Annotated in this window: 24 protein-coding genes; 9 read left to right on the plus strand and 15 right to left on the minus strand. The window is 63.5% G+C overall.

What is annotated here, in order from left to right; genetic code table 11:
- The first annotated feature begins 61 nt into the window (after nucleotides 1-61).
- Nucleotides 62-1,966 carry a SpoIIE family protein phosphatase gene (locus ACW73L_RS12375; RefSeq protein ID WP_498922378.1) on the plus strand — a complete coding sequence of 635 codons (1,905 nt, stop codon included), beginning with the start codon at nucleotides 62-64 and terminating at the stop codon, nucleotides 1,964-1,966.
- A gap of 19 nt (nucleotides 1,967-1,985) precedes the next feature.
- On the opposite strand, the gene ACW73L_RS12380 is transcribed toward ACW73L_RS12375, so the two are convergent.
- The 5 genes from ACW73L_RS12380 to ACW73L_RS12400 all read right to left on the minus strand — a co-directional run bounded on the left by ACW73L_RS12380 (nucleotide 1,986) and on the right by ACW73L_RS12400 (nucleotide 5,833).
- A complete protein-coding gene (locus ACW73L_RS12380) occupies nucleotides 1,986-2,432 on the minus strand; it encodes an ATP-binding protein (protein WP_498922379.1) in 447 nt (148 codons plus the stop codon).
- 15 nt (nucleotides 2,433-2,447) lie between these two features.
- Nucleotides 2,448-2,768, minus strand: coding sequence for an STAS domain-containing protein (locus tag ACW73L_RS12385; RefSeq protein WP_498922380.1), 321 nt, complete (start codon nucleotides 2,766-2,768; stop codon nucleotides 2,448-2,450).
- A 23-nt stretch (nucleotides 2,769-2,791) separates the two neighbouring features.
- Nucleotides 2,792-4,213, minus strand: a complete 1,422-nt coding sequence (locus ACW73L_RS12390) for an aldehyde dehydrogenase family protein (protein ID WP_498922382.1) — start codon at nucleotides 4,211-4,213, stop codon at nucleotides 2,792-2,794.
- A gap of 143 nt (nucleotides 4,214-4,356) precedes the next feature.
- The gene (locus tag ACW73L_RS12395) at nucleotides 4,357-5,343 is read right to left on the minus strand and encodes a serine/threonine protein kinase (RefSeq protein WP_498922384.1); all 987 of its coding nucleotides are present in this window, start codon (nucleotides 5,341-5,343) and stop codon (nucleotides 4,357-4,359) included.
- A 109-nt stretch (nucleotides 5,344-5,452) separates the two neighbouring features.
- Nucleotides 5,453-5,833 (minus strand): YajD family HNH nuclease, encoded by a 381-nt coding sequence (locus tag ACW73L_RS12400; RefSeq protein ID WP_498922386.1) that lies wholly within the window; start codon nucleotides 5,831-5,833, stop codon nucleotides 5,453-5,455.
- 249 nt (nucleotides 5,834-6,082) lie between these two features.
- Here ACW73L_RS12400 and ACW73L_RS12405 point away from each other — a divergent pair, with 249 nt between their 5' ends.
- The 3 genes from ACW73L_RS12405 to ACW73L_RS12415 all read left to right on the plus strand — a co-directional run bounded on the left by ACW73L_RS12405 (nucleotide 6,083) and on the right by ACW73L_RS12415 (nucleotide 9,622).
- On the plus strand, nucleotides 6,083-7,471 hold the full coding sequence (locus tag ACW73L_RS12405) for a DEAD/DEAH box helicase (RefSeq protein ID WP_498922388.1): 1,389 nt from the start codon (nucleotides 6,083-6,085) through the stop codon (nucleotides 7,469-7,471).
- Entirely contained in the window at nucleotides 7,468-7,935 is a 468-nt protein-coding gene (locus tag ACW73L_RS12410) for a YaiI/YqxD family protein (RefSeq protein ID WP_498922389.1), read from the plus strand. The genes ACW73L_RS12405 and ACW73L_RS12410 overlap by 4 nt, the downstream gene beginning before the upstream one ends.
- A 328-nt stretch (nucleotides 7,936-8,263) precedes the next feature.
- On the plus strand, nucleotides 8,264-9,622 hold the full coding sequence (locus tag ACW73L_RS12415; protein ID WP_498922390.1) for an O-linked N-acetylglucosamine transferase, SPINDLY family protein: 1,359 nt from the start codon (nucleotides 8,264-8,266) through the stop codon (nucleotides 9,620-9,622).
- A gap of 85 nt (nucleotides 9,623-9,707) precedes the next feature.
- Here ACW73L_RS12415 and ACW73L_RS12420 read toward each other — a convergent pair whose 3' ends face one another.
- The gene (locus tag ACW73L_RS12420; RefSeq protein WP_498922391.1) at nucleotides 9,708-11,984 is read right to left on the minus strand and encodes a TIGR03032 family protein; all 2,277 of its coding nucleotides are present in this window, start codon (nucleotides 11,982-11,984) and stop codon (nucleotides 9,708-9,710) included.
- Between the two features lie 110 nt (nucleotides 11,985-12,094).
- Nucleotides 12,095-13,087 (minus strand): Do family serine endopeptidase, encoded by a 993-nt coding sequence (locus ACW73L_RS12425; RefSeq protein ID WP_498922392.1) that lies wholly within the window; start codon nucleotides 13,085-13,087, stop codon nucleotides 12,095-12,097.
- Nucleotides 13,088-13,480: 393 nt separating this feature from the next.
- Between ACW73L_RS12425 and ACW73L_RS12430 the strand changes: the two genes are divergently transcribed.
- Together ACW73L_RS12430 and ACW73L_RS12435 are read left to right on the plus strand one after the other, a co-directional pair.
- A complete protein-coding gene (locus ACW73L_RS12430; protein WP_498922393.1) occupies nucleotides 13,481-15,160 on the plus strand; it encodes an ExeA family protein in 1,680 nt (559 codons plus the stop codon).
- A 14-nt stretch (nucleotides 15,161-15,174) separates the two neighbouring features.
- Nucleotides 15,175-16,008 carry a general secretion pathway protein GspB gene (locus tag ACW73L_RS12435; protein ID WP_498922394.1) on the plus strand — a complete coding sequence of 278 codons (834 nt, stop codon included), beginning with the start codon at nucleotides 15,175-15,177 and terminating at the stop codon, nucleotides 16,006-16,008.
- Nucleotides 16,009-16,218: 210 nt separating this feature from the next.
- Here the strand turns inward: ACW73L_RS12435 and ACW73L_RS12440 are convergent, their stop codons facing one another.
- The 3 genes from ACW73L_RS12440 to ACW73L_RS12450 all read right to left on the minus strand — a co-directional run bounded on the left by ACW73L_RS12440 (nucleotide 16,219) and on the right by ACW73L_RS12450 (nucleotide 19,485).
- Nucleotides 16,219-17,604: a right-handed parallel beta-helix repeat-containing protein gene (locus ACW73L_RS12440; protein WP_498922395.1), complete on the minus strand. Its 1,386-nt coding sequence runs from the start codon at nucleotides 17,602-17,604 to the stop codon at nucleotides 16,219-16,221.
- Nucleotides 17,605-18,264: 660 nt separating this feature from the next.
- Nucleotides 18,265-18,579, minus strand: coding sequence for a hypothetical protein (locus ACW73L_RS12445; protein WP_498922397.1), 315 nt, complete (start codon nucleotides 18,577-18,579; stop codon nucleotides 18,265-18,267).
- A 48-nt stretch (nucleotides 18,580-18,627) separates the two neighbouring features.
- On the minus strand, nucleotides 18,628-19,485 hold the full coding sequence (locus ACW73L_RS12450) for a tRNA nucleotidyltransferase (protein WP_498922398.1): 858 nt from the start codon (nucleotides 19,483-19,485) through the stop codon (nucleotides 18,628-18,630).
- Between the two features lie 189 nt (nucleotides 19,486-19,674).
- On the opposite strand from ACW73L_RS12450, the gene ACW73L_RS12455 reads away from it, so the two are divergent.
- On the plus strand, nucleotides 19,675-20,139 hold the full coding sequence (locus ACW73L_RS12455; protein ID WP_498922400.1) for a hypothetical protein: 465 nt from the start codon (nucleotides 19,675-19,677) through the stop codon (nucleotides 20,137-20,139).
- 40 nt (nucleotides 20,140-20,179) lie between these two features.
- Here the strand turns inward: ACW73L_RS12455 and ACW73L_RS12460 are convergent, their stop codons facing one another.
- Entirely contained in the window at nucleotides 20,180-20,746 is a 567-nt protein-coding gene (locus tag ACW73L_RS12460; RefSeq protein ID WP_498922402.1) for a hypothetical protein, read from the minus strand.
- Nucleotides 20,747-21,396: 650 nt separating this feature from the next.
- Here ACW73L_RS12460 and ACW73L_RS12465 point away from each other — a divergent pair.
- A complete protein-coding gene (locus tag ACW73L_RS12465) occupies nucleotides 21,397-21,621 on the plus strand; it encodes a hypothetical protein (RefSeq protein WP_498922404.1) in 225 nt (74 codons plus the stop codon).
- Nucleotides 21,622-21,806: 185 nt separating this feature from the next.
- Here ACW73L_RS12465 and ACW73L_RS12470 read toward each other — a convergent pair whose 3' ends face one another.
- Nucleotides 21,807-21,971 carry a hypothetical protein gene (locus tag ACW73L_RS12470; protein ID WP_498922609.1) on the minus strand — a complete coding sequence of 55 codons (165 nt, stop codon included), beginning with the start codon at nucleotides 21,969-21,971 and terminating at the stop codon, nucleotides 21,807-21,809.
- Between ACW73L_RS12470 and ACW73L_RS12475 the strand changes: the two genes are divergently transcribed.
- Entirely contained in the window at nucleotides 21,904-22,428 is a 525-nt protein-coding gene (locus ACW73L_RS12475) for a DUF4396 domain-containing protein (RefSeq protein WP_498922607.1), read from the plus strand. The two genes, ACW73L_RS12470 and ACW73L_RS12475, sit on opposite strands and share 68 nt — an antisense overlap.
- Here the strand turns inward: ACW73L_RS12475 and ACW73L_RS12480 are convergent.
- The 3 genes from ACW73L_RS12480 to ACW73L_RS12490 form a co-directional block, all read right to left on the minus strand.
- Nucleotides 22,340-22,711 (minus strand): translation initiation factor Sui1, encoded by a 372-nt coding sequence (locus ACW73L_RS12480; RefSeq protein WP_498922405.1) that lies wholly within the window; start codon nucleotides 22,709-22,711, stop codon nucleotides 22,340-22,342. The two genes, ACW73L_RS12475 and ACW73L_RS12480, sit on opposite strands and share 89 nt — an antisense overlap.
- A 276-nt stretch (nucleotides 22,712-22,987) precedes the next feature.
- Entirely contained in the window at nucleotides 22,988-23,341 is a 354-nt protein-coding gene (locus ACW73L_RS12485) for a hypothetical protein (protein ID WP_498922407.1), read from the minus strand.
- Nucleotides 23,342-23,386: 45 nt separating this feature from the next.
- Nucleotides 23,387-23,755 (minus strand): hypothetical protein, encoded by a 369-nt coding sequence (locus tag ACW73L_RS12490; RefSeq protein ID WP_498922409.1) that lies wholly within the window; start codon nucleotides 23,753-23,755, stop codon nucleotides 23,387-23,389.
- Between the last annotated feature and the right edge of the window lie 44 nt (nucleotides 23,756-23,799).

The following is a 23,799-nucleotide window of genomic DNA, read 5'->3' on the forward strand; positions in this document are numbered from 1 at the left end:
GGCGGGTGGTCTGGCCAAGGCTGATCTTGCTGGCCTGGAACGGTTCTGATTGCTACGCAGCATGCTGACTCCCCGTTTCCACTCCCTACGTACGCGTTTGTTATGGGGTATCGGTCTGCCGTTGCTGGCCCTGCAGTTCGCGGTGATCGCACTCGAGTACCGCCTCGGGCGTGATGAGGCACTCGATGCGATGCGCGGAGAACTCGGCGCGCTGACCCGTCTGGTTGCGGTGCGGATCGATCAGGCCTTGTCTCAGGTCGCACAGACCACGCAGACGAAGCTTCGCCTATTGGCCTTGAATCCGGAGTTCAGCGACACGCAGCGTGAACGTTTGCTGCGCATCGATGCCGGCGAGCGAAATCTCGCGTTCCGGTCGGTCCTGGCTTTTCGGCGCAAACCTGCCCGGCCCGCCGCTCCTCTGCGGTTGTACCTCCTGCCGGAGGACGGTCCGGTCGAGCCTGCCGATCCGAGAACGGAATCTATCCTCAAGGCGGCTTGGCTGGATCGAGCGCTGGCGGCCCGGAGCGGATTCTGGTCGGGGCCGCATCAGGCCGTCGGTGGTGTCCCGGGGACGGTCGTCAGCTACGTCGCGCCGATGCTGTCACATCCGAAACTCGACGGCGCCGTCAGCGTCGAGGTGCCTGTCGCGCGACTGCAATCGGTACTTCGCGATGCGGACTTCGAGTCGGGCGGCTTTTGGATCGCGGATCGGGCCGGCACGGCCCTCGCCACGGACGATGTGCAGCCGCTGCCCGCAGCTCTCGTCGCCAGCTGGATCGCCCCGGTTTTCGAACCGGGCTGGCGCGAACGCAGCGAGGGAGAAAGGATTATCCGCCCACCGGCAGATGCGACCGGCGGTTCACAGCGCTGGCTCTTGATCGCCCCGCTACCGGCCACGGGCTGGGCTTTGTTGGCTAGCGTGGACGAACAGGCCGTTCTGGCCAGCGTCAGGTCCCGGCTGCGGCGACAGGTGGTAGTGTATGCGTTCGGAACGGCCGCCGTGCTGAGCCTTTTGGCTTGGCTTTCGGCCCGGGCCACCAGGCCCTTGGTGCCGCTGGCGGAGGCGGCCCGCCACGCAGCGGCGGGTGATCTGGATGCGCGCGTTGCCGGTCCGCTGGGTGGCGACGAGATCGGCCGATTCAGCATGGTCTTCAATCGGATGATGGCGGATCTCAAGGCCAACGTTGCGGGGCGAATCGAGGCGACGGCCGCGCGCCAGGCTGTAGAGAGCGAGCTGGAAGTGGCACTGAAGATCCAGCGGACCTTGCTGCCGGCGCCGTTTCCTGTCGTCCCGGGTGTCGAGATCGCCACGCGGTTCGTGCCTGCACGCTACGTTGCGGGTGACTTCTACGACCACTTCCTTCTCGGGCCGGAGACCTTGGTCGTCGCGATCGCTGACGTCTCCGGCAAAGGTGTGGCCGCGGCGTTGTTCATGGCGGCCGCGCGAACATCGATTCGGAACTTCACCCGGCCGGGTGTCAGCCCGGCCCAGACGTTGGCCGCGGTCAACCGCGCGCTGTTCGAAGACAATCGCCAGTTGGTTTTCGTGACGACGTTCCTGGGGCATTATGATCTTCCGACAGGTCGGCTGACCTATGCGAATGCTGGCCACAACCTCCCTTACGTGGTCCGGTCCGACGGCACGCCGGAGGTCCTGGGAGACTCGACCGGCCCGCTGCTCGCCGTGTTCGATAACGCCGAATTCGGCGATCGGCAAGCGCAGCTCGGCGACGGCGACACACTGGTGCTCTACACGGATGGTGTCGTCGAGGCCAGTGATCCGGGCGGTGAACTGTATGGCGAAGAGCGGCTGGAGGCCTTGCTGCGGAGCAACGCTGCGGCTTCCCCCGAAGCGCTTTGCACGCGGATAACGGAGACCGTAAAGCAACACTGTGTCGGCGCACCGCAGGATGACGTGACGCTACTGGTGCTGCGGCGGCAGGCCCTCACGGGAGCGCGTGGATAGGATCCTGCCTCGCCTGGGGTCAAGCCCCTTCGATGGGGGAGATGAAGCGTACGGTCACCCTGTTTTTTCCGTTCGTGCGGCGGTATTGGATGCTGGACGCGAGACGCTGCGTGATGAACAGACCGAGTCCGCCGATCGGACGCTGGTCGATTGGCAAAGAGGTGTCGGGCACAGGCGCAGATAGCGGATCGAAGCTTGTGCCGTCGTCTTCGAGCGTAAGCGTGAATCCGCCCGTATCCTGCTCCAGTCGGATCGCTATCGAATGGGTTCCAGACCCTGCATCATCATCGCCAACGAAGGCATAACTCACGATGTTCGCAAAGAGTTCCTCAAGTGCGAACTGAATCGCGAATACGGTATTCGGGTTGCAACCGGCCCGTTCCAGGAAAGCTGCAGTCTGCTCCGCGATGGCGCTCAGTTCCTCGATGCGACTGGTCGCCGTCAGTTCCAGCGTATTGCTGCTCATGGGGCGCCGAGCAGGTCAGTCGATCCGGATCGGCCCGTCCAGCCCCGCGATCTTGAACACCTTCTTGATGGTCGGCGCGGTGTTTACGAGGCAGACGTTGCCGTCCCCCACGGCCCGGCTGGCCAGTATGCATAAGCGCAGGAACGATGACGCGACGAACGAAACCTCGGCGAGATCGAAGGTGATGCCCTGGTTCGATTCCTGGAGCCGCGACAGCAACGGTTCCGTGATGCGCTCGCACCGTTCGGTGTCGAGCCTTCCGGTCAATACGCAATGCCAGGTTCCGCCGGTGTCGGTCAGGTCGAAATCCGTCTGGGTGGTTGTCGCGGTTGCCATCGGTGTTCCCGGTCCCTTCGCGTTCAATAGTTGCGGTTGAAGGCTTCGTGGATTGCGTCTGCATCCACGCCTTCGTCGAGGTAAAGCGAAAGATCGAAGCGTGCGAAACGACGATCTTCGCGGCGGCGTGTGACCCGCTGGATATTGATCAAATGGCGCGCCGTGACGTTGTCGGTGGTGATGTTCTTGCCGCCTGTGCCGCAGCCCAGCGTCAGCGACGGACTCAGGCTATTGTACATACGGCCCACGGCGCCCTGTGCCGACGGCATGTTGACCACGATGCGCCCGGCGTTCATCAGGGACGCGAACGCCGTGATGCGGGCCTCGTCGTTGCAGAACAGGCTGACCGTATGACCGATGCCACCATAGAAGTTCAGGTCGATGCAGACGTTGACTGCGTGGTCGAAGCCCTCGACGGCATAGAACGCCAGGATCGGTGCCAAGATCTCCCGTGACAGGGGATAGTCATCGCCGACGCCATCCAGCGGTGCGATCAGCAGGGTCGTGTCCGGCGGGACGGCAAGGCCGGCCCGCTGCGCGATGTCGGTCGCAGGGCGGCCGACGATGTCCGCACTCATGTGTCCCGAGGCGTCGAGGACGAGGGCTTCGAGCTGCCGGCTTTCGGCTGGATTCAGGAAATAGGCACCGTGTTGGCGGAAGGCGGCCATGACATCGTCGGCCAGCGCCCTTTCGACGACGATTGCCTGTTCGCTGGCGCAGATCGTGCCGTTGTCGAACAGCTTCGATGCGCAGATTTCGTTGACAGCAAATGGGACATCGGCGCTGCGGTCGATGAACACCGGCACATTCCCGGGGCCTACGCCGAGCGTCGGGGTGCCCGAACTGTAGGCGGAATGCACGAGACCGGTGGCGCCGGTCGCGAGGATCAGTGCCAGTCCCGGATGTGCCATCAATGCCTGCGTCTGTTCGCGCGAGACGTCCGCCAACCACTGCACGCAGTCCTCGGGAGCTCCCGCGTCCAGGGCCGCTTCGTAACAGATCCGGGCGGCCTCGACCGTGCATGCCGTGGCGCGGCGCGACGGGCTCACGATGACCGGATTGCGCGTCTTCAGGGCGCTCAGCACTTTGAACATCACCGTGGAGGTGGGATTCGTCGCCGGGATGATGGCGAGTATCGGCCCGACCGGCTGGGCGATCTCCAGGATGCCGCTGTCCGTATCCTCGCGGATCACGCCGACGGTCTTCAGATCGCGGATGTCTTCGTAGACGAATTGGGTCGCGACGACGTTCTTGATGACCTTGTGGTCCCAGCGGCCGATACCGGTTTCCTCCTGGGCGAACCGGGCCAGTCTGACCCGGGCGGCAAAGCCGGCGCGGTAAACGGACTCGACGATCCGGTCGGTCTGCTGTTGGTCGTACTGGCTGAAGATACCTGCGGCGGCCGTGGCTCGCTGCATGATCTCATCGACACTGACTGCGCTCACGATCCGTTCCTCGTATGGTGTCTTGGGGCTTGATGGTGACTTCGGGAGGCCACGTTCCGGCGCCGGGTCAGATGCGCGATCGGCCGAGTCATCGCAGAGTCTAGATCAGTCCTCGTATCCCCGCACCGTTGGCGGTCAGGTACTCATGCGGCCAGGACCAGTGGGGGCTCGTCCAGCACGGCGATTTGTTCACGCAGTTCCAGGATGCGCTCCTGCCAGTACCGCGGTGTGCCGAACCACGGGAAGGCCTGCGGGAAGGCCGGGTCGCTCCAGCGCTGGGCCAGCCAGCACGCGTAGTGGATCATGCGCAGCGTTCGGAGCGCTTCGATCAGGTGCAACTCACGGGGATCGAAGTCGAAAAAGTCGCGATACCCGGCAATGACCTGTCCGAGTTGCAATGTCATGGTTATCCGGTCGCCGGAGAGCAGCATCCAGAGATCCTGAACGGCCGGGCCGCTGCGTATGTCGTCGAAGTCCACGAAGTGCGGGCCATCGTCCGTCCACAGAATATTGCCGACATGGCAGTCGCCGTGCAGGCGGACCGGGCGGACGTCGCCTGCCCGGTCGTAGCACCGCCGCACGCCGTCCAGAGCCATCGCGGCCGACTGAGCATAGCTGGCCGACAGGTCTGCCGGCAGCGCCTGCTGTTCCAACAGATACTCCCGAGCCTGCACGCCGAAGGTGGCGATATCGAGACTGGGCCGGTGACGAAAACGGCGCAGCGTGCCCACCGCGTGGATGCGGCCGAGCAGTCGTCCCAGGCGTTGCAGCGTACCCGGCGCATCGAGTTCCGGCGCGTGACCCCCCTGACGCGGAAACACCGCAAAACGAAAGCCTTCGAAGCGGTGGAGCGTTGCGCCGTCCGTCGTGGCGAGTGGCGGTACGGCCGGCAACTCCGCATCCGCCAGCTCTTGTGTGAATCGATGTTCTTCCAGAATGGCTTCGTCGCTCCAGCGCTCCGGCCGATAGAATTTCGCGACCACCGGGGCGGCCTCATCGAGGCCGACCTGATAGACGCGGTTCTCGTAGCTGTTGAGCGCCAACAGCCTACCATCCGTGTGGAAGCCGACACTGTCGAGTGCGTTCAGCACGCAGTCAGGCGTCAGACTCGAAAAGGGATGCACGTCCATCCGTCCCACTTTAGCAGCATGACTGCGGGGAACCTAGCGACTCTCGCTGGGGCTGGTGTCGGTGCGGCTGCCGAAACGATGCGGAAAGTGAACGGTGGTTCCGCTCGCGTTATTCACCTTTTGGATTTTTCAGCAAGGATTCGAGGCCCGCAAAGGCCTTGAACGTCGAGCCCTGGTTCTCAGGGCCTGCGGCGGCAGTCTTGTTGAGGCGCACCTGTCGGGCATGCTCCTCATCGTGGCAGTACAGACACAGCAATTCCCAGTTGCTGCCGTCGCTGGGATTGTCGTCGTGGTTGTGGTTCTTGTGGTGGACGGTCAGTTCCTGCAGGTTACGTAGCCCAAACTCCCGACCACAGCGCCCGCAGATCCACGGATACAGCTTGAGTGCCTGTTCGCGATAACCCTTCTCGCGCTCGTCGCGCGCGCGACGTGCCTCGGCTACGACCTGGTCGAGTTTGCTGCCGGTGGATCGGGTGTCTTTCTTGGCCATGGGTTACCTAACCTTTGCGATGCTGTGGTTGAGGGTTCGTGGCTGATCGGCTTCCGCGGATCAACCCAAAGTCATTTCGCTCGCATTGGCGAGCCAACTGCGTATAATCCGCGGAGCCGAGGCGTTCTGCCAATCAGCGTCTCAGTTTCCCTTTTTACTCCGATCGTACCGATCGACTTTCCGTCTGCCTCGATTGGCGTCGCTGTTCTGTGAGCGACGGGCCGTCGCAGGAGCTTTCCCATTACTTCCGTGAATGACTTTGCCAGCCTCGGGCTGGTCGAACCCCTTTTGCGTGCCGTTTCCGATGCCGGTTACACGCAGCCCACTCCCGTGCAACTCAAGGCGATACCCTTGGTGCTGGCCGGCGGGGATTTGCTGGCAGGCGCTCAGACCGGCACCGGAAAAACGGCCGGCTTTACCCTGCCGATACTCCAGCGTTTATCGGCGAACACCGCGCCGCGCCGCGTACCCGGCCGGCCACGCTGTCTCGTGCTGACGCCGACCCGCGAGTTGGCCGCTCAGGTCGAGGAATCGGTTCGAACCTACGGGCGCTATCTCACGCTCGATTCTATGGTGATGTTCGGTGGCGTCAACATCAAGCCGCAGATCGATCGTTTGCGACGCCCGGTGGACATTCTGGTCGCCACGCCCGGACGTTTGCTCGATCACTACGGTCAGCGGACGCTGGATCTGTCCGGGGTCGAAATCCTGGTGCTGGACGAAGCGGACCGGATGCTCGACATGGGCTTCATTCGGGACATCCGCAAGATTTTGGCCCTGCTGCCAAAACACCGGCAGAATCTTTTGTTCTCCGCGACCTTCTCGAATGAGATACGTGCGCTGGCCGACAGTCTTTTGCACAAACCCGGCTCGGTCGACGTCGCGCCCCGCAATGCGACGTCCGATCTGGTGGAACAGTCGGTCCATCTGGTCGAACAGAATCACAAACGCGACCTTCTTTCGCATCTGATCCGGCACAACGACTGGCGGCAGGTGCTCGTGTTCACACGGACCAAGCACGGTGCCAACCGGCTGGCCGAAAAGCTCATCCGGGATGGCATTGCGGCCGCGGCGATTCACGGCAATAAGAGCCAGTCGGCGCGCACCCAGGCACTCGCGGGCTTCAAGGACGGCAGTCTGCCGGTGCTCGTGGCGACCGATATCGCGGCGCGGGGTCTGGATATCGACCAGTTGCCCAGGGTCGTGAACTTCGAACTGCCCCATGTTCCGGAGGACTATGTGCACCGCATCGGCCGCACCGGCCGCGCAGGCAGTAGCGGAGCCGCCGTGTCGCTGGTCGACTCCGAGGAGATCAAGCTGCTGAAAGGCATCGAGCGGCTGATTCGACGCGAGATTACCCGCGTCGATGTCGAGGGCTTCGTGCCTCCGGTCCGCATCGTCGAGAACTCGTCGCGCGATACGGGCGGTCGCGACGCACGCCGGGGTTCGGGACCGGCGCGTTCGACCGCGGGCGACACGGCCGGTCGTGACAGCCGTTCCCCGAGGCGGTCTGCACCGCGCCGCGGCAATGGCAACAATGCCGCCGGTCAGGCCCGACCGGGTGGTCCGCGTCGGGATGGGCAGCCTGCGTCACTGTTTACTGCACCAAAGCCGGGCAGCACGCGCGGCCGGGGATGACTATCTGGGTCGATGCGGACGGCTGCCCCGCGGTCATCTGCGAAATCCTGTACCGGGCCGCGAATCGGGCGCCGGTGCCGCTGTGCCTGGTGGCCAACCGGGCGCTGCGGCCCCCGCCCTCGCCGTGGATACGGGCGATCAGGGTGCCCGGCGGCTTCGACGTTGCCGACACCCGCATCGTCGACGACGTCGAACCGAACGATCTCGTGATCACCGCGGACATTCCGCTGGCGGCCCGGGTGATCGAGCGCGGTGCCCAAGCGCTGAACCCCAGGGGCGAGCTCTACACAAGGGAAAACATCCGCGAGCGGCTCGCGCTGCGGAATTTCATGGAGGAATTGCGGAACACCGGTGTTTCGACCGGCGGACCGCCACCGCTCGGCAACGGCGACCGGAAAGCGTTTGCCGCACAGCTGGATCGCTATCTGGCCAAGATGCCGCGATCAGGATCCCAAAAGGTTTAGGCGCGACTCCGTCCCCGGCCGCGCCCGCAGTCGAACTCCGCCGTCCTCCGAACCAGCGGTTCGATCGCAGCGGTCTTGTGGCAACTGATGGAACCCGCGGGCCGCGTCACTTGCGCCTCTCCTCGGCAGAGCTCTCTGGGGCGCCGTGCCCTTCCTCCGTGATCTGCTTCCCTTATGGTCCGAGTATTGCTTTCTGCTATCGATGCGGCCACGCTTCCGGACGCATCGCTGCCCACGTAAGCCTTGCATGCCCGGCCGCGCCTGAGCGCGGGGGGCGCAAGCCTTGCGTGTCCTTCACGCGGTTCGTCCAAACCATGGCAGCCATGACATGAAACGACTCAGCCTCGCTCAGCAAATGTGCGAATGGGAGAGGGTGGATGAATGGCGCGCGCAGGTCCGCTCGGTGATCGCCAAGGGCGAAGAGGGCAAGCTCGCACCGTTTCTTGCGCTGTCGATACCTGGCATTACCGCGAACGAGCAGCGGCAGTGCTCCGAACTCTGGATGAAGCAGCGGATAGCCGCCTCCGCCTTGCATCGATCCGCCTCGGCATTCACCTTCGCCATGCAGGCCAAGCCGAAGATACGGGTGGGCTATCTGTCATGCGATTTTCACGAACATGCCACCGCCCTGCTGATGGCGGAGATGCTGGAAGCGCACGATCGGCAGCGTTTTGATGTCCTGGCCTATTCCTACGGTGCGAGCGATGGCAAAGCCATGCGCCGCCGTCTGGAGCGCACTTTCGACCGCTTCATCGACATCGAGGCGCTATCGACCGCTGAGGCCGCCGCCACGATTCATGGTGACCAGGTGGACATCCTGATCGATCTGAAGGGCTATACCGCGGCGACTCGTACCGCGATTCTGACCTACCGGCCGGCGCCGATCCAGGTGAACTACCTTGGCTACCCCGGCACGCTGGGCGGCGATATCTGCGATTACCTCATTACGGATCGCTTCCTGACGCCGCCGGAAACCGCCGCGGACTACAGCGAAGCCTTCGCCTATTTGCCGGGAACCTACCAGCCACACGGACGACACTGTCCCGTCGGCGCGCGACCGACGCGCTTGGAGGCCGGCCTACCGGAGGGCGACTTCGTGTTTTGCAGTTTTTCTCAAACCTACAAGATCACACCGGAAATATTTGACCTTTGGTGCCGGCTGCTGATCGATGTTCCCGGCAGCGTGCTCTGGCTCCTCCGAGATCCGCTGGCCGAGGGCAATCTTCGACGGGAGGCGTTCCAGCGGGGGATAACCGCCGAGCGCATTATCTTCGCCGATGATATGGGACAGGTGGACCACCTTGGCCGCCTGCAGTTGGCGGATCTGGTGTTGGACACACTTCCCTACAACGCTCACACCACGGCCAGTGATGCATTGTGGGTGGGGGTGCCCATCCTAACCTGCGCCGGGGATACGTTCCCCTCGCGTGTGGCAGGGAGCGTGCTGCGAGCCATCGATATGGAGGAACTGATCGTCGCTGACCTGGACGGGTACTATCAGCTGGCCTTGGACCTGGCGACGGATCCGGAGCGATTCAGCGGCGTCAAGGCGAGGCTGGCTGCCAATCGGCTCACGACTCCCCTCTTCGATGTGGTGAGCTACACGCGTGACCTCGAGGATTTATACGAGGCGATGTGGCTGGGTTATCTGCGAGGCGAGAAACCGAGAATGGTCGGCCAGGGTTGAAGCGGAGGCTCGGGAATCGCATAGCACGCCTTTGCTTGGCCCCGAGCGATGGCAGCGTGGAACTCGGCCGGCCAGCTTGACCGGCTCAGGGATAGGCGCCGGTCGGATGTCCACCCACCTCCGGTGCGAGGCGGGCGATGACCTGCTCCCAGCTTTCCGCCTTTCCGCGGCGCTGTATTCGGACGCTCGGATACCAAGGGCTCGCAGGTTCGTGTCGCAGCCATCGCCAATGGTGATACGGTCCGATCAGTACCCAGGCGGGTTTGCCCAGCGCGCCGGCCAGGTGGATCGGCAGGGAGTCGACACCGATCACGCCATCGAGCTGATCGACCAACGCGGCGGTCCGGGCGGGGGTCGCCATCTCGGGCTCCAGGTCGACGATGCCGCGGCTTTCCAACCATGCCGCATCTTCGCGGGAGGGTTTGTCCTGCAACGAGAAGAACCGGGTGCCTTGGTCTTCCAGCAGAGCTGAAAACGCCGCCAGCGCCGGCCCGCCGCGGTCGCAGCCGCTCCAGCACAGGCCGACGCGTCGCTGGCCCTTGCCGGGAAGAGGTGCCGGTCGTGCCGAGATGTCCGCAAGCGACAGGTAAGGCACTGTAGAGGGGAGATCCACCCGCGTGATGCCCAGGAAACACGGCAGACTCAGCAGCGAGCAGTAGACATCGAACCGATCAAGCGCTATCGCGTCCGGGATGCGGGCTTCCGCGACGCCCTCGAGCGTGGCCAGCAGTGGACGCTGTTCCTCGCTGCACGAAACGATCAGCCGGCGGCAGCGGCGAGCCGCAAGCGGCAGGAACCGGGCGAATTGCACGACGTCAAGCAGGCTGCCTTCGGTATGGACCAATAGCACCTGGTCATTGATCGGTGCGCCCGTCCATAGCGGTTGGGGGCAGGCAAAGCGGATAACGTCGGGCAGTTCGCGCCGCCACTCCCACTCGGCCCAACCCTCGTCATAACGCCCCTCGGACAGCAGCACGACACCGCGAGTGACATGTGCCGCAGCGAACTGACCGTCGGCGGCCAGCGACGCTTCGGCGCCTTGGAGTGCCTGGACCCAGCGCCCCTGGGCCGCGTGGCATAGCGCCAGTTGATGGTGGGCATCGGCATGGCTGGGCTCGTCCCTGACGAGGCGTGTCAGCTCGCGCTCCGCCTCGTGCCAGGACTCGCAGTCCATATGGACCTTGGCCAACTCGTAGCGGGCTCCCGTCTGCTCCGGCTGGTCGGCCTGGATCGCCTCCAAGATTGACGCCGCCGCCGCGGGATGGCCGGTCCTATGCGCCTGGGCGGCCTGTGCGATGGCTGAAAGCACAGGGTCTGGCGGCACAATATCCGCCAGTGCCTCGTCCGGCAGCGCGTAGGAGGAGCGCAGCAGATCGTCATGCGTGTCGAGTACCGCGGGGTAGCGGTGCGGCATGACCTGAACCGCAAAGACTTCCTGCACCGAGCCCGTAAACATGACGAACGCGACGGTCGTCCCCGTGGCGGTGTCGACGACCCAGACCCCGCTCTGGCGCTCGGCAACCCGCGCCGTCAGCGGCAGGCCGGCGAATACCGCCGTTTCGCGCACCTGCGACAAGCCGACGAAGGCGAAACGGCCGACGAAATCGAGACCGCGCGTGAAGCCCGGTACTTCGGCGACCACGGTTTTTTTCCCGTTCGACGGATCGACGGTCACCAGGGTGCCGGCGCCCGATTCCAATACCCACAAGCGGCCATGATGCCAGCGGGGCGAATGCGGCATCGACAAGCCCTCGGCAACGATCCGGCCGGCAGGAATGCCCATCAGAACTCCGCCGCGAGCCTTGTCGGCGCGCCAACCGGCCGCCTGGTCCGAGCGCCCGAGAGCGGTCGCGAAAGCCGGCTGCCCGTCCTTGAGTGCGAGTCCGTTCAGGTGGCAGCGGTCGGTCAGATCGTAGCCGGTCACGAACGGTGGGCGCCAGCGCGGGCGAATGCTGTAAGCGGGATCACGCGTGCACAGGCAGGACATGCGGGTGTTCACCAGCCAGAGCTCGCCGTCGGCCGCATAGGCCATTTCGTGGATGTCGATGTCGCCGGTGACGTGGATCTGGCGTGGCAGGTAACAGGCATCATGCTGCTCGGCATCCGGCAGTTTCTCCGCGACTGCGGGCACATCCCGGTATTCGATCAGCTGGTAACCCGTGCCGACCGCCAGACGCCCGCCGTCGGCGGCGAGGCCCATCGGCCGCTCGAGTCCGCAGAAGTGCGTATTCAGAACCCCGCCCTGTGCGCGGAGGATGATCAGCTGTCCGGCCTGATAGGTGGAGACGAGCACCGAGATACCCAACTGTTCCAGGGCAGCGGGGAACGAAGTTGTATGCTGGCTGGCGAAAGGTAGGGCCACTGAGTGTGTTCCAGGAATGTCGGACCGGCCCGGTGGCGGCCCGAGGGCCGCCCGGTATTGACGGTGCTATCGTAAGCAGCAGGGCGTGCGGGCGGGCCGGATAGGGATCTTCAGCGTGCGCCGATAGCGACGCTGAGAGTCTTGGAAGCACCGTTCCGCAAGATTTCCAGGTCGATTTCCTGACCGGGCGGAGTCAGGCCGACCGCGCTGCGCAGGCTGCTCGCATTGGTGACGGATTTCCCGTTCACGGCGATGATGATGTCTCCGACCAGGAGTCCTGCACTGGCTGCCGGCGAGTCCGGTGCAATTTGCGCGACGACGGCTCCGGCCGTCCGCTTGAGGCCGAAGCTTCGAGCGAGCTCCGGGGTGAGATCCTGCACCGAAACCCCAAGCTGACCGCGGCGGACCTTTCCGGACCCGATCAACTGTTCCATGATGTCGCGCGCCATGTTGCTCGGGATCGCGAAGCTGATGCCGACGTTGCCGCCGCTCGGCCCCACGATTGCGGTGTTGATGCCGACGAGTCGTCCGTCCAGGTCGACCAGGGCGCCCCCGGAGTTCCCCGGATTGACCGAAGCGTCGGTCTGAATGAAGTTCTCGTACCCCTCGATACCGAGGCCAGATCGGCCCAAGGCGCTGACGATGCCGGATGTCACCGTCTGGCCCAGGCCGAAGGGATTGCCGATCGCGACGACGAAATCGCCGACGCGCAGCGTATCGGAATTCCCCAGCGGAACGGACACCAGTCGATCGGGCGTGATCTTGATCACGGCGATGTCGGTGTCGGCATCGCTGCCGACAAGCTTTGCCTCGAACTGGCGCTCGTCCATCAACGTCACCGTTACCTGATCGGCATTGGCGACGACATGGTGGTTGGTCAGGATGTAGCCACGGGCGGCGTCGATCACGACGCCCGAACCCAGGCTTTGCCGCTGTTGTTCGCGCGGCATTTGTGGGCGACCGAAGAACCGCCGAAAGAACGGATCGTTGAACAGGGGATTGACCTCAAGTCGCACGCGGGAGGTCGTCGAGATATTGACGACGCCGGGTACGATGCGATCCAGCATCGGGGCCAGCGACTGCGGACGGTATTCGGCCCGCACAGGCGGCAGCCGCGACGGCGGCGCGACCACAGGCTGGGCCGCAACAGGTTCCGGCGGGCGCACCGGACTGCAAGCACCGAGCATGAGCCCCAATGCCAAAACTCCAAACCTGCTCTGTTGACCGATACACTCCATCATCGACGACTCACTCCGGCATGGTGCCATCACACGAAGACCCGTAATGATAACCGACGCATCGGCTCGTTCGCGTGGTGGCGCCGGCTCTGGCCCGCCTCTCCCGGTACCGACGCATGACGGCGGACTCGCGTCGGCTTGCATTCGACTGCGCTTAGCCGTTAGCCTGACGTAATTGATTGTGCGATCTTCACTCCGAGGTCAGATTCCGACCGGCCGCTCTTGCGCTGTCGCGGCGCGCCAGCCCCACGCTACCCCATGTACCTGAAGCATTTCGGCTTCGATGCCGCGCCTTTCGCGATCAATCCGGATCCGCGTTTTCTCTATCTGAGTCATCAGCACCAGGAGGCCCTTGCGCACCTGTTGTATGGGCTTGGGGAAGGCGGCGGCTTCGTGATGCTTTCGGGAGAAGTCGGAGCCGGCAAGACGACGCTCTGCTACTCCCTGCTGGAACACCTCGGTGGCGACGTCGATGTGGCGTTCATCATGAATCCGCGGCTCGGCGCGGTAGAGTTGCTGGCGGCACTGTGCGACGAGTTGCATGTCCCTTACCCTCCGGCGACGGAAAGCTGCAAGGTATTGATCGATGCTCTGAATCGCTTTCTTTTGGAAAACCACTCCAAGGGTCGCAGGACGGTCGCGGTCATCGACGAGGCACAGCACCTCAGTACGGATGTGCTGGAACAGATTCGCTTGCTGACCAATCTGGAGACGCCGACCACGAAGCTGCTGCAAATCATTCTGGTCGGGCAGCCCGAACTTTCCGATCTGCTGGCGCGTCGGGAAGTGCGGCAGGTGGATCAGCGCATCACGGCGCGTTATCACCTCGGACCGCTGAACGAAGCCGAGACCCAGCGCTATGTCCATCACCGGTTGAGGGTGGCGGGCGGAAACGCGGATTTGTTCAGCACGAGGGCATTGGCGGAGATCTTTCGTGCGTCGGGAGGTGTCCCACGGCTCATCAACGTCATCTGCGACCGCGCCCTGCTCGGCGCCTATACGCTCGACCGGCTCCGGGTCGACGTTCCGATCGTCCGGAAAGCCGCCCGCGAGGTGCATCGGATTCCCACGCAGGCCGGTTTGCCGAGGTGGCAGAAGTTCGCCGGCGTCCTGTTCGTGGTGGTTGCCGTCGCGTCACTGGTTCCGTGGCCAGGCAGTCACGGTGAACCCTCCGTGTCGCTTACCGTCGCGCGCGGCGATCCAGCCACGCCGCCGACCCAGACGATACTTCCACCGCAGACAGTTGCAGCCTCGGAACCCCCTAAAGACAATCCGGCAGTGGTCACGCCCGCAAATCCGCGGCCCGGGCCACCCGTATTGCAGGTTTGGGCCACTGACCCAATCTTTGCGGAGGAACGCCATGCGCTGGGGCAAGTCGTGCAGCTATGGCAGCCGCAGCGGCCTTTTGAGGCCATTTCGTGCGCGGCCGTGGTCGACGCCGGGCTGCGGTGTCTCCATCTGCGGAGAGGTTGGGAGCCGCTGCTGCGCCTGAACCTTCCCGCCGTCCTGAAGCTGCGCCTGAATGACGGCCAAGGCCGCTTCGTCGCGCTGATCGGGGGTGACAGCGAGCATGCACACCTGGCGGGAAAGGATGGCGCAGCGCTGACTTATTCGCTGGCGGAACTCCTTCCGGTTTGGACCGGCGAGTCCACGGTCCTCTGGATGCCGCCGACGAAGCGGAAGACCTACTTCATGCCCGGTACCGCCCACTCGGGTATCCCGCTATTGAGGCAGCAACTTGCAGCATCCGGCTTTCCCGCCATGCCAGAGGGGCCCCCCGAACGTTTCGATTCGACCTTGAGCGAGGCGGTCACCCGTTTCCAGCGGACGCTTGGCATTCGGGCGGACGGGATCATCGGCCCGGAAACACAGGCGTGTCTGTCCGCGGCATTACCGCGGTCCGGCATGCCCACTCTTCGTGACCGAGCGAGTCCATAGCAGGGGCTATTCAGATGTCCTATATCCTCGAAGCCTTGCGCAAATCGGAGCGACAGCGTCGCGAAGCCGAGGCCCAGCCGCTCGCCCAGCTGGCGGCCTATCCTGCCGATACGCCCCGCTCGCATTGGCGCTCGGTGTTGCTGGCCATTTTTGCCATTCTGAACCTGGGTGTACTCGCGTTTGTGCTGCATTATTCGCTGAAGCGCGAAGAACCGATTGGCCGTACCCTCGGGTCCGCGCCGGGTTCTGAGGCGCAGGACATGGCGTCCCGCACCGCAGCCGCCGCGTTGAGCTCCGACAGGTTGGGGCCGGCCGGCGAGCCTTTGGGTTTTGCCGCAGCTCCGACCGCCCCGAAACCCCAGACCGTGACCAAGGAGTTGGCAGGGCCCAGGCCCAAGAAGCCCCGGGAGTCCGCCGCTCCGCCGCGCTCCGCGGCCCCACCGCATCGGCCGGTTACGGCAGCGTCGCCTGAGCGCACTCGTCGGGTTCCGAGCCCCCCCGGCGAGGGGGAGACGGCTCGCGGCCCAGTGCCCGAGGGCGATCCTATGGGGCGTCTGCGACGAGTCGACCCTGGATCCACGAGCCCGAGCGTGGCTTCGGGCCGCAGTGCGAGGCCGCGAGTTGCTGAACCCGTTACCAGTACGTTGGTCGATGACCACCTTCCACGACCGAGGATCAATGTCTACGCCTACTCCGCGACGGCTGAGCGAGACCGCTTCGTCGTGATCGGCGGACGCAAGTACCACGAAGGGGATCGCCTGCACGACGGTCCGGCGATTCGGCGGATCGAGGAATCGGCTGTCACGCTGGATTTCGAGGGGCAGACCTACAAGGTGCCGCGACCCTGATTCGCACTGCACGCCGAGATCGTCGGCCTGGAAAGGTTTGAAGTGCCGATGCAGGCGCATCCTTCTTTGCTAAAGGCTTCATACAAGAGCAGCGGCCGTAGAAAGAAAAGTCCCCCGTGATGTGGTCACCACGGGGGACTGATGATGAGGCTTGGTAGAGACGATGGCCCGCGTTGGGTGTGCTGAGATCGTCAGCGGCATCTCTCTGGCTCAGAGCTCGTCGCCGCCGATATCGGGCGTCGAGTCTCTGGCATCGCCGAAGTAGTCGTCAAGGATTTCGCTGATGACGCTGGCCTTGCTGATCGCCGGTGACGTGGCCTTGAGCTTGAAATACTCGCCCTTCAATTGACCGGCCAGTGTGGATCCCGTCTGGCTCAACTGCGGATCGGCATTGACATCGTCGTAGGCGGCGGCCCTGGTGACCGGTTTCTCTGACCAAAGATTGCTGGAAAACGTGAACTGGCCTGTGCCGACGGCGATCGGATTGCCGGTACCGTTCTGTTTCACGATATTGTTTAGGAACCGCACGTTCTCGTGTGCTGCGTTACGGAAAGTGATCGCATTTGAAGTCGATGAAGCCAGGTTCGCTTGCACGAAGGTATTGTTGGCGATCATGACGTTCGACATCTTGGCGCCAGGGTTGCGCTTGTCCGCCCACCAACTCATATGGGCGCTGCCGCCCATGATCAGGTTGTTGACGATGCTCACGTTCGCCGATGCGCGCACCGTGGTTTCATCGCAGAGGCCGATATTCATCATGTTTTTCTGCACTGCATTGTTCGGCGTCACGTAGATCAGATTGCCAGTGACGAGCGTATTGGTGGATTCTGAGACGTAGACATTCAGGGCCCAGTTGTCATATACCGTGTTTCCTTCCAGGATGGTGCCATCTGCCTCGAATGAAGAAAGCCCCTCGCCCCAATTATTGAATACTGTATTGCCCCGCAGAGTAGCGTTCTCCGTTATCCCGTTTACCTTGTCGCGAGCCGCGCTGAGTCCGGTACCCCATCCGCCATTGGGATAGCGAGTCGTCGGGCAACTGCTGAGCCGGCAGTTGTACCAGGCGTTGCCCCAAACCCGATTGTATTCGACAACGCTATAGTCACCCGCAGCCAGCACGCCTCGTTCGGCATGGTCATGGATGTTCGAGTTGCTGAGCTTGTTGTGGTGCCCTGTCAATACCACACCTTGGCCGAGTCCGTTTTTTACCTCGAAGCCATCCATATGCACATAGTTTCCGGCCAGATTGACCATCGTGCCCCAGTTCGATGCCAACTTCTTCTCGCCGTCTATGACCGGTAGCTCTCCTGGGTAGGCTTTGATCTGCACCGGTGCGGTTTCGGTGCCCGATTTGCTCCATGACACGGTTTGTGCGTAGGTTCCGCCGCGTACGTAAACCGTGTCGCCTGGCTTAACGATGTTCTGTGCTTTCGAAATCGTCTTGAGCGGGGCAGAGAAAGTTCCTTGATTGCCGTCATTGCCCCACGTAGCGACATAATAGTTGGCGGCGATCGACGCTTGGGAGACAGCCATTCCGCTCACAAGAAGTATCAAGGACGAAGCGGCTTTGTTCGATTTTCTGCTGGGGGTTTTCATCGTCGTCTCCGTAAGCTTTATCAGTCGTCTCGGTATTAGGTGCATCGCCGGGTGTGAGCCTATGGCTCAGAGACTCGCTGCGACGCTTGGTGACTGAAAGCTAGTTCAGGGGCGGCGCGGTCAGTCGTTCTCCCCGTGACGTAGATGGTGAAGTGCGACCGAACTCACATAAGGCTTCAAATCTTGAATGCGATTCGCTCATCAGGTGGTGCAGCAGGTCGCTGCGGTCACTGATCGGTGGTCGATCGTGGAGGTGACTCCCCCGAAAATGACGTTGGCTAAGTTCTGGTTTCGAATGAACCCGAGGGCGGTTCGAGCGAAAGCCGTCCTGGCTTTGCTCGGGGGGTGGTGAGAGGTCAAGCGTCTACAACGGCGCATCGTGCGGATCCGTCCCTGCATCGCGGACGGCCTCAGAGAAGTCTGCGCCTCACTGGGGGACAGCCATCGAACCCGGAACTGGGATCATCACCAAGGCTTAAGGGGGACCGATTGGTCCGGAAAAGGCGATCGAAAAAGGAATGGACGGTTTGCGCAGACCTTGGTCATGGGTCTGCCATAGCGGGTTTCAGGTGGCGGTGGACCAAGTCAGGTCATAAGGCGGCAGGGGAGGGGATGCCAATGCGCGCGCATTCCGCGGAATGTCTGCGGACTGCCTTGTCGCTACCGCTTCATCTCCCCCAGCAATGCTGAGTAGGTGTCGATCAACCGAATGACGCCGGGCAAACGTGCATGCGCGTCGCGCTGGCGCTCGTCCGCCGGCTCGAGGGTGCGCCACCAGGTAATCAACTGCTTGATCAGCCTGCGGGCCGGTATCCTCTCGGGCACGAGGCCGGGGAAGGCAGCGAGCCCGAAGCGGCTCTCGATATCGCTTAGGCACGAGAAGATATAGTCTCGGTCCGCGCCGAAATCCACCGGATGCTCCGGGGCGCGGGCGACCATGCGCAGTTCGCTGAGTTCAGGGATGTAGTCGGTCATCGCCTCGTATGCTCCCATCCAGACCGCGAGCCCACCTTCGGTATATGGCTAGCAATCCGCGTTCGTCCAGCGTTCGGAGCGCAAGGCCGCCGCGATCGCCGCGGCCCGCGCTTCGACCAAGCCGTCGCCTGCAACGACGCCGGTGCAGGCCTGCAGCGCGATGCGCAGCACGGCCGCTTTTGGATACGCCTCCGGTGTGCGCCCGCGATAGGCGCCGTAATCGCAGGCACAAAGCGTCATCAGTCGCTCGAAGCGCTCCGGGTGCTCGAAAGCTCCCAGACGCTCCAGCATCACCGCCACAGGGCCCGCCCGCGTCTCGGTTACGCGGTGCACTCGCTCGCATTCGGCAAGCGCCAGCAGCGCGAGCTCGCGGCAGTCGTCCGGGATGTCGAATCGTTCACAAAGCGCTTCGATGCGCGGTTGTCCGCGCTCCACATGGCGGTAGTGCACCGGCAGATGCTCCGGCGGCGAGTCGGACTTGCCCGTGTGCATGACCAAGGCCGCGAAGCGCACCGACAATGGGGCGCCGGCTGCGGCCGCCAGGTCCAGCACCCGCAGCAGGTGCTGGCCGATATCGACTTGCGGCGGATCGTCCGCGATCTGCGGTACGCCGAACACTGTCGCGACCTCGGGCAGAATGGCGTGGAGTGCGCTGCACGCGAACAATGCGCGCAGCATATTGGAGGGCTTCGGTGCCATCAGTCCGACCGCGAGTTCCCGCCAGATATCTCGTGGAGCGACGGTCGCGAGCACGCCGGCCTGTACCTGGGCGAACATCAGCTCCAGCGTCTCGTCATCGAGCCGGCCATCGGGCCCCGCATACAGCGCCGCAAGGCGCAGAACACTCAGACCTGGCTCGATCTGCAGGAGATCTGCAAGAGGGGGATGGGGTGCTTCGGTGGTCATGACAGGCTCCCGGAACGTTCGGCTGCAGCATCACCGGCGGGTCTGGAATGCACCGCTGGTCCGGATGTGCGGGCTCCGAGCACCGACGGACTGTCGAGCCTCATCAACGGTATGGCATGTTTGCTGCCTGGGTCGGTGCAGCGCCACCCAATGGCGCAGCTCTCGTAAATCCTCTGCATGGAGTACACCGTGATTGCACTGTCCGAGAAAAAGCTGCTCATTCCGCTGAAATCAGCCAAAGCCACCGGCCTGAACGATCTGGGAGTTCCCCAGCCCGAAACGGCCGTGATCAGGAAGGGAACGTTGCACGAGTTGACACAGACGCTGGAAAGCGGTGCCGTCGGCCGCCGCTTTCAGAACCTTCGGGTCATCGCGATCAAGGCTACTGAGGGCGGTATCGAGTCCGCCAAGGTCTTCATTCAGTTCGAGGTCTTCGGCGACGACAACGTCCCGGAAACCGAGAGCAGCGGCTTCGAGGCCGCGCTGTATGGCGGATCGGAATGCTTGTTTGCGCTGCGCCCCGGTGCCATGTTCATGCCATATGCGCGGAGTTGGTACGATAACCGCTTCGTCTTCGATATCCCGATCGACGTGTTCGAGCGGGCTGATGGCCTGGAATTCACCGCGCGGGCGGACTCCGTCCGCGCGCTTTGAAATCCATGCGTCGCACAGCCGCCATGGGGGTGTTGGCCGATCAAGCATCACGCTGCCGGCTCCGCGCAAGTTTCTTCGCCAGGGCATCTGCGGCGCTGTCGATGTCCGATGCCCGGTTGCGCATCAGCCGCAGCATTTCCTCGAGAAGTTGCTCGGGGGCGGCCTCTGCCACGCCTTCACCGACGAGCCAGCACGCCAGCGCCGCTTCGTCGCGGTTCAGGGCACGCGCGGTTTCCCGCTGCCAGTCACTGCCGAAGAGCAGGCGCGCGGCGTCGCGGAACCAAGCCCTTGCATAGATCTCCAGCGGTGCTTCTTCCGCGTCGGTGTCATGGCTCGCCGATAGGCGCGGCGACTCCTGCATGGCTTCCGCCAGCCGAGATATCTCGGGCAGCACCGAACGAACGAGTTCGGCGCCGGCAAGGGGCACGCTCCAGCAGCGCAGATCCGAACGCCAGCGGGCATTCGGTACCCAACGCAGCATTCGCTGCAGGGTTTCGCTATAGCCCGCCTTGATGATGATGTGGTCGTCGCGGATCTGGACCCACTGACTCGCCGGAAACGGATTGGCTGTCAGCCGGGCTTTCGCGTCTTCCTCCGATCCCTTCATGCGCGCCTCCGGCGTCTGTGCGCGTTGGCCGTCACGCCCGTCTGCGTCATTCCGGGGTCCTCTTCAGCGGCCTCGCAACGCCGGTGGTGGGCATCCGCGATGGCGCGGGGAGCGACACCCTATGGGCGTCGCCGACGCCTGCGACGGGGTCCACAAAACTGACAAAGCCGACAAACATGACAATACCGAGACTGCTCCAGCGGAACTACGAAAGGTGTTCGAGGTGTTGAAGTCGGGCGGATCAGGTGAGCGGGAAAATCTCCCGGTGCAATCGGGTGCGCGGGCGGCAGGAGCCATACACACCACTTTGCACCGACGGGGTTTACCCCGGCAGCGGTCCGGACCGACCCGATCCTGCGCCGTCCATTCGGCGATTGCGAAGCAATTTTCGGCCCAGTGGGTGCAACGGGATGGTTGCCTGCGGCTGAGCAACGCGAGGAGTCGGGCGTCAAGCTGCAATCAGTCAGTGTGCTCGGCGATCCGGTTCGTTGTTGCGATCGGGCCCGCGCCCGGCCGATGGCGTGCAGGACCAGCCTGGAACATCGAGATTCAGGCCTCGCGAACGAACCTCATGGGCGAGGCATCGACCTTGCTTCATGCATGCCGGCCGATACTCGGTTTGCTGTGAACAGACATTGCGAGGCTTCGAGATGAGTGGATTTTTCGTGGATTGGGACGGCAACTTGCGCAGCGTCGAAGACCCGGGCGACGGCTATGTGTGCGATGTCGATAACGTAACGCGCTACGTCGCCGTCATGAAGGGAAGCGTGCTGGCGCATGAGGCGACGCTGTACCGCACCCTCACCGATGTCGAGAAGGCGGGAATCAAAGCGACCCTGGTGCCCGGTTCACAGCCCTGGGGCGACCCGAACTGACAGGCTCCCAAAATTCCGGTAGCTTCCGCGACTTCGTTGCAGGTCCGGGGATCGCACCGAAGAACGCGCCGCCACCGGGCGGGGGCTGGCATCGCCATCGGGTGGGAACTCGGCGTGGTTCCGGCGCCGGCAGATCATGCTGTGCGTCCGGTATCCCGTAGATCAGGAGTTGCCATGCCTCAAAGTCACCCAGCGGCCGCAAGGTCTTCGCTGAGCCGTATCGCCTTCAGCGCGACCGCCCATTGCCTTTCCGGCTGCGCCATCGGCGAGGTACTTGGCATGATGATCGGTACTGCACTCAAGTGGGGCAGTAGCGCGACGGTCGTGTTGTCGGTCGTGCTGGCGTTCATCTCCGGCTATGCGCTGACTCTGACTCCTCTGCTCAAGGCCGGTCTACCCGCCGCCGCGGCCATCCGGCTTGCGCTGGCGGCGGACACCGTGTCGATCACGATCATGGAGATCGTGGATAATGCGGTGATGATCGCGATTCCGGGGGCGATGGACGCGACACTGCGTAATCTGCTGTTCTGGGGCAGTCTGGTGTTGTCGTTGCTGGTTGCCGGCCTTGCGGCCCCCCCAGCGAATCGCTGGCTGATCGCGCGCGGACGGGGGCAGGCGGTGGTGCACTCGTACCACAAGTCGCCGTCCGATTACGGGCACCACCACGGAAGGGCGCATCGTATGGACTCTGCTTGGTGCGCCGCCGCTTGGCAGTCGCTCAGTGCCCGCCCGCCTTCTTCACGGTGTAGCCGCGCTTCGTCAATTCGGCGACGACCGTGTCGCGGTGGTCGCCCTGGATCTCGATGACCCCATCCTTGACCGTGCCGCCGGAGCCGCAACGCTGCTTCAATTCCTTGCCGATTGCATCGAGCGCCGCAGGCAGAACCGGAATGCCCATGACTACCGTGACGCCTTTGCCCTTGCGGCCTTTCGTCTCAAGCCTGACTCGCACGATGCCGTCCGACGGTACGCCAGCTTTCTGCTGTTTGCAGATGCATCTTGCGACCGGCTGCCGGCATCCCGGGCACATCTTGCCGTGAGCGGTGGAGTAAACGAGTCCGCCCTGTGCGGTGCTTTTGTTCAGCTTCATGACGGTATGAACGGGTAGGGAACGGAGGGCACAGGGTAGCAAAGCGGAGCAGGCTGCGGGTGTCGAAGCCGGTCGGTATGTGCACGGCGTTCCGACGAGGAGACGCTCAGTTGCCCATGGACGGAAGCGTCACTCTGGCCGGAAGAGATGGCGCAGTGTCTGCGTCAGGGTCTAGGGCTGGCCGGCCGCGCGGCAGGTGGTGTGTTTCCCTGCCGTGGCTTGGCTCGGTCATCAAGGGGCGTGCGTTACGGTCGGGCAAGCGCTTGAGCGCCTTGACTACTTGCGCAGCCAGGGACCGAGCGGGCAACTCAACGAGAACTGGTGACGGCGTCGGAGATCCAGGCCACGAAGTCCCGGGTAGTTGCGCGCGTACTTGCAGGCGCGGAAGAAGGTCAGCGGGGGATTCTCCTCAGCATTGGACTTGCACTTGATCTCGCCATTCGCGAAGACCGGGCTGATGAATTCCCACGCCACAATTCCGGCCGGCGTGACTTCGATCACGTGCTGCATCGGTGACGATGCGAACAGCGTATTTCCATTCGGAAGCCGCTGGCCGTAAGCCTGGAAATCGGTCAACAGGGATTGCTGCGCCGAGGTCTGGTACTGCCAGGCGACGTTCGGTTCAGGCATCCACCGGCCTTGCGCATGTGTCTTGAACTCGATCTCCAGCACACGTCAACGGCGATCTTCCGGGCGCATCCATCCATTATCGAAACCCTGCATACGTCCGGCGGACTCGGACGACGTGACGAAATTCGTGCGATGCGGGCCCCAGAGTTGAGTGGCACCATCGTTCATCCACTTCGGCTCCGGGCCCGTTTTGGTCGCAAACGGGTTACCCCAGCGGCCGACGATCTGCTGGGTGTGGGGGTCGATGAGGTAGGTTTCGCAGAACGATCGTGAAGTCAGCAGTAACGGCTCATTCGTCGGGTCATGGTCGATCCAGTTGACATGCATGTAGTCAGCGGTGCTGCGGTTCGAAATCGCGCGTTCCGGAATGTGATGACTGATGTCGAGCCGGTCTGCCGAGACCGAGGCCTCCATCAGTGCCCAACCATCCCATTTCCCGGCCCTGTCCGCCGAGTTCG

This window comes from Methylolobus aquaticus, assembly GCF_054172105.1.

Bases quoted from the DNA above. Each gene is read 5' to 3' on its own strand.
- ACW73L_RS12375 (WP_498922378.1), top strand. From the start codon at position 62: ATGCTGACTCCCCGTTTCCACTCCCTACGTACGCGTTTGTTATGGGGT.
- ACW73L_RS12470 (WP_498922609.1), bottom strand. From the start codon at position 21,971: ATGAACGCCAGCACGACCGACAACACGACCGTCGCGCTACTGCCCCAC.
- ACW73L_RS12480 (WP_498922405.1), bottom strand. From the start codon at position 22,711: ATGAAGCTGAACAAAAGCACCGCACAGGGCGGACTCGTTTACTCCACC.
- ACW73L_RS12430 (WP_498922393.1), top strand. From the start codon at position 13,481: ATGTACCTGAAGCATTTCGGCTTCGATGCCGCGCCTTTCGCGATCAAT.
- ACW73L_RS12485 (WP_498922407.1), bottom strand. From the start codon at position 23,341: ATGCCTGAACCGAACGTCGCCTGGCAGTACCAGACCTCGGCGCAGCAA.
- ACW73L_RS12490 (WP_498922409.1), bottom strand. From the start codon at position 23,755: ATGGAGGCCTCGGTCTCGGCAGACCGGCTCGACATCAGTCATCACATT.
- ACW73L_RS12410 (WP_498922389.1), top strand. From the start codon at position 7,468: ATGACTATCTGGGTCGATGCGGACGGCTGCCCCGCGGTCATCTGCGAA.
- ACW73L_RS12460 (WP_498922402.1), bottom strand. From the start codon at position 20,746: ATGAAGGGATCGGAGGAAGACGCGAAAGCCCGGCTGACAGCCAATCCG.
- ACW73L_RS12445 (WP_498922397.1), bottom strand. From the start codon at position 18,579: ATGACCGACTACATCCCTGAACTCAGCGAACTGCGCATGGTCGCCCGC.
- ACW73L_RS12415 (WP_498922390.1), top strand. From the start codon at position 8,264: ATGAAACGACTCAGCCTCGCTCAGCAAATGTGCGAATGGGAGAGGGTG.
- ACW73L_RS12450 (WP_498922398.1), bottom strand. From the start codon at position 19,485: ATGACCACCGAAGCACCCCATCCCCCTCTTGCAGATCTCCTGCAGATC.
- ACW73L_RS12385 (WP_498922380.1), bottom strand. From the start codon at position 2,768: ATGGCAACCGCGACAACCACCCAGACGGATTTCGACCTGACCGACACC.
- ACW73L_RS12395 (WP_498922384.1), bottom strand. From the start codon at position 5,343: ATGGACGTGCATCCCTTTTCGAGTCTGACGCCTGACTGCGTGCTGAAC.
- ACW73L_RS12435 (WP_498922394.1), top strand. From the start codon at position 15,175: ATGTCCTATATCCTCGAAGCCTTGCGCAAATCGGAGCGACAGCGTCGC.
- ACW73L_RS12465 (WP_498922404.1), top strand. From the start codon at position 21,397: ATGAGTGGATTTTTCGTGGATTGGGACGGCAACTTGCGCAGCGTCGAA.
- ACW73L_RS12440 (WP_498922395.1), bottom strand. From the start codon at position 17,604: ATGAAAACCCCCAGCAGAAAATCGAACAAAGCCGCTTCGTCCTTGATA.
- ACW73L_RS12380 (WP_498922379.1), bottom strand. From the start codon at position 2,432: ATGAGCAGCAATACGCTGGAACTGACGGCGACCAGTCGCATCGAGGAA.
- ACW73L_RS12400 (WP_498922386.1), bottom strand. From the start codon at position 5,833: ATGGCCAAGAAAGACACCCGATCCACCGGCAGCAAACTCGACCAGGTC.
- ACW73L_RS12475 (WP_498922607.1), top strand. From the start codon at position 21,904: ATGATCGGTACTGCACTCAAGTGGGGCAGTAGCGCGACGGTCGTGTTG.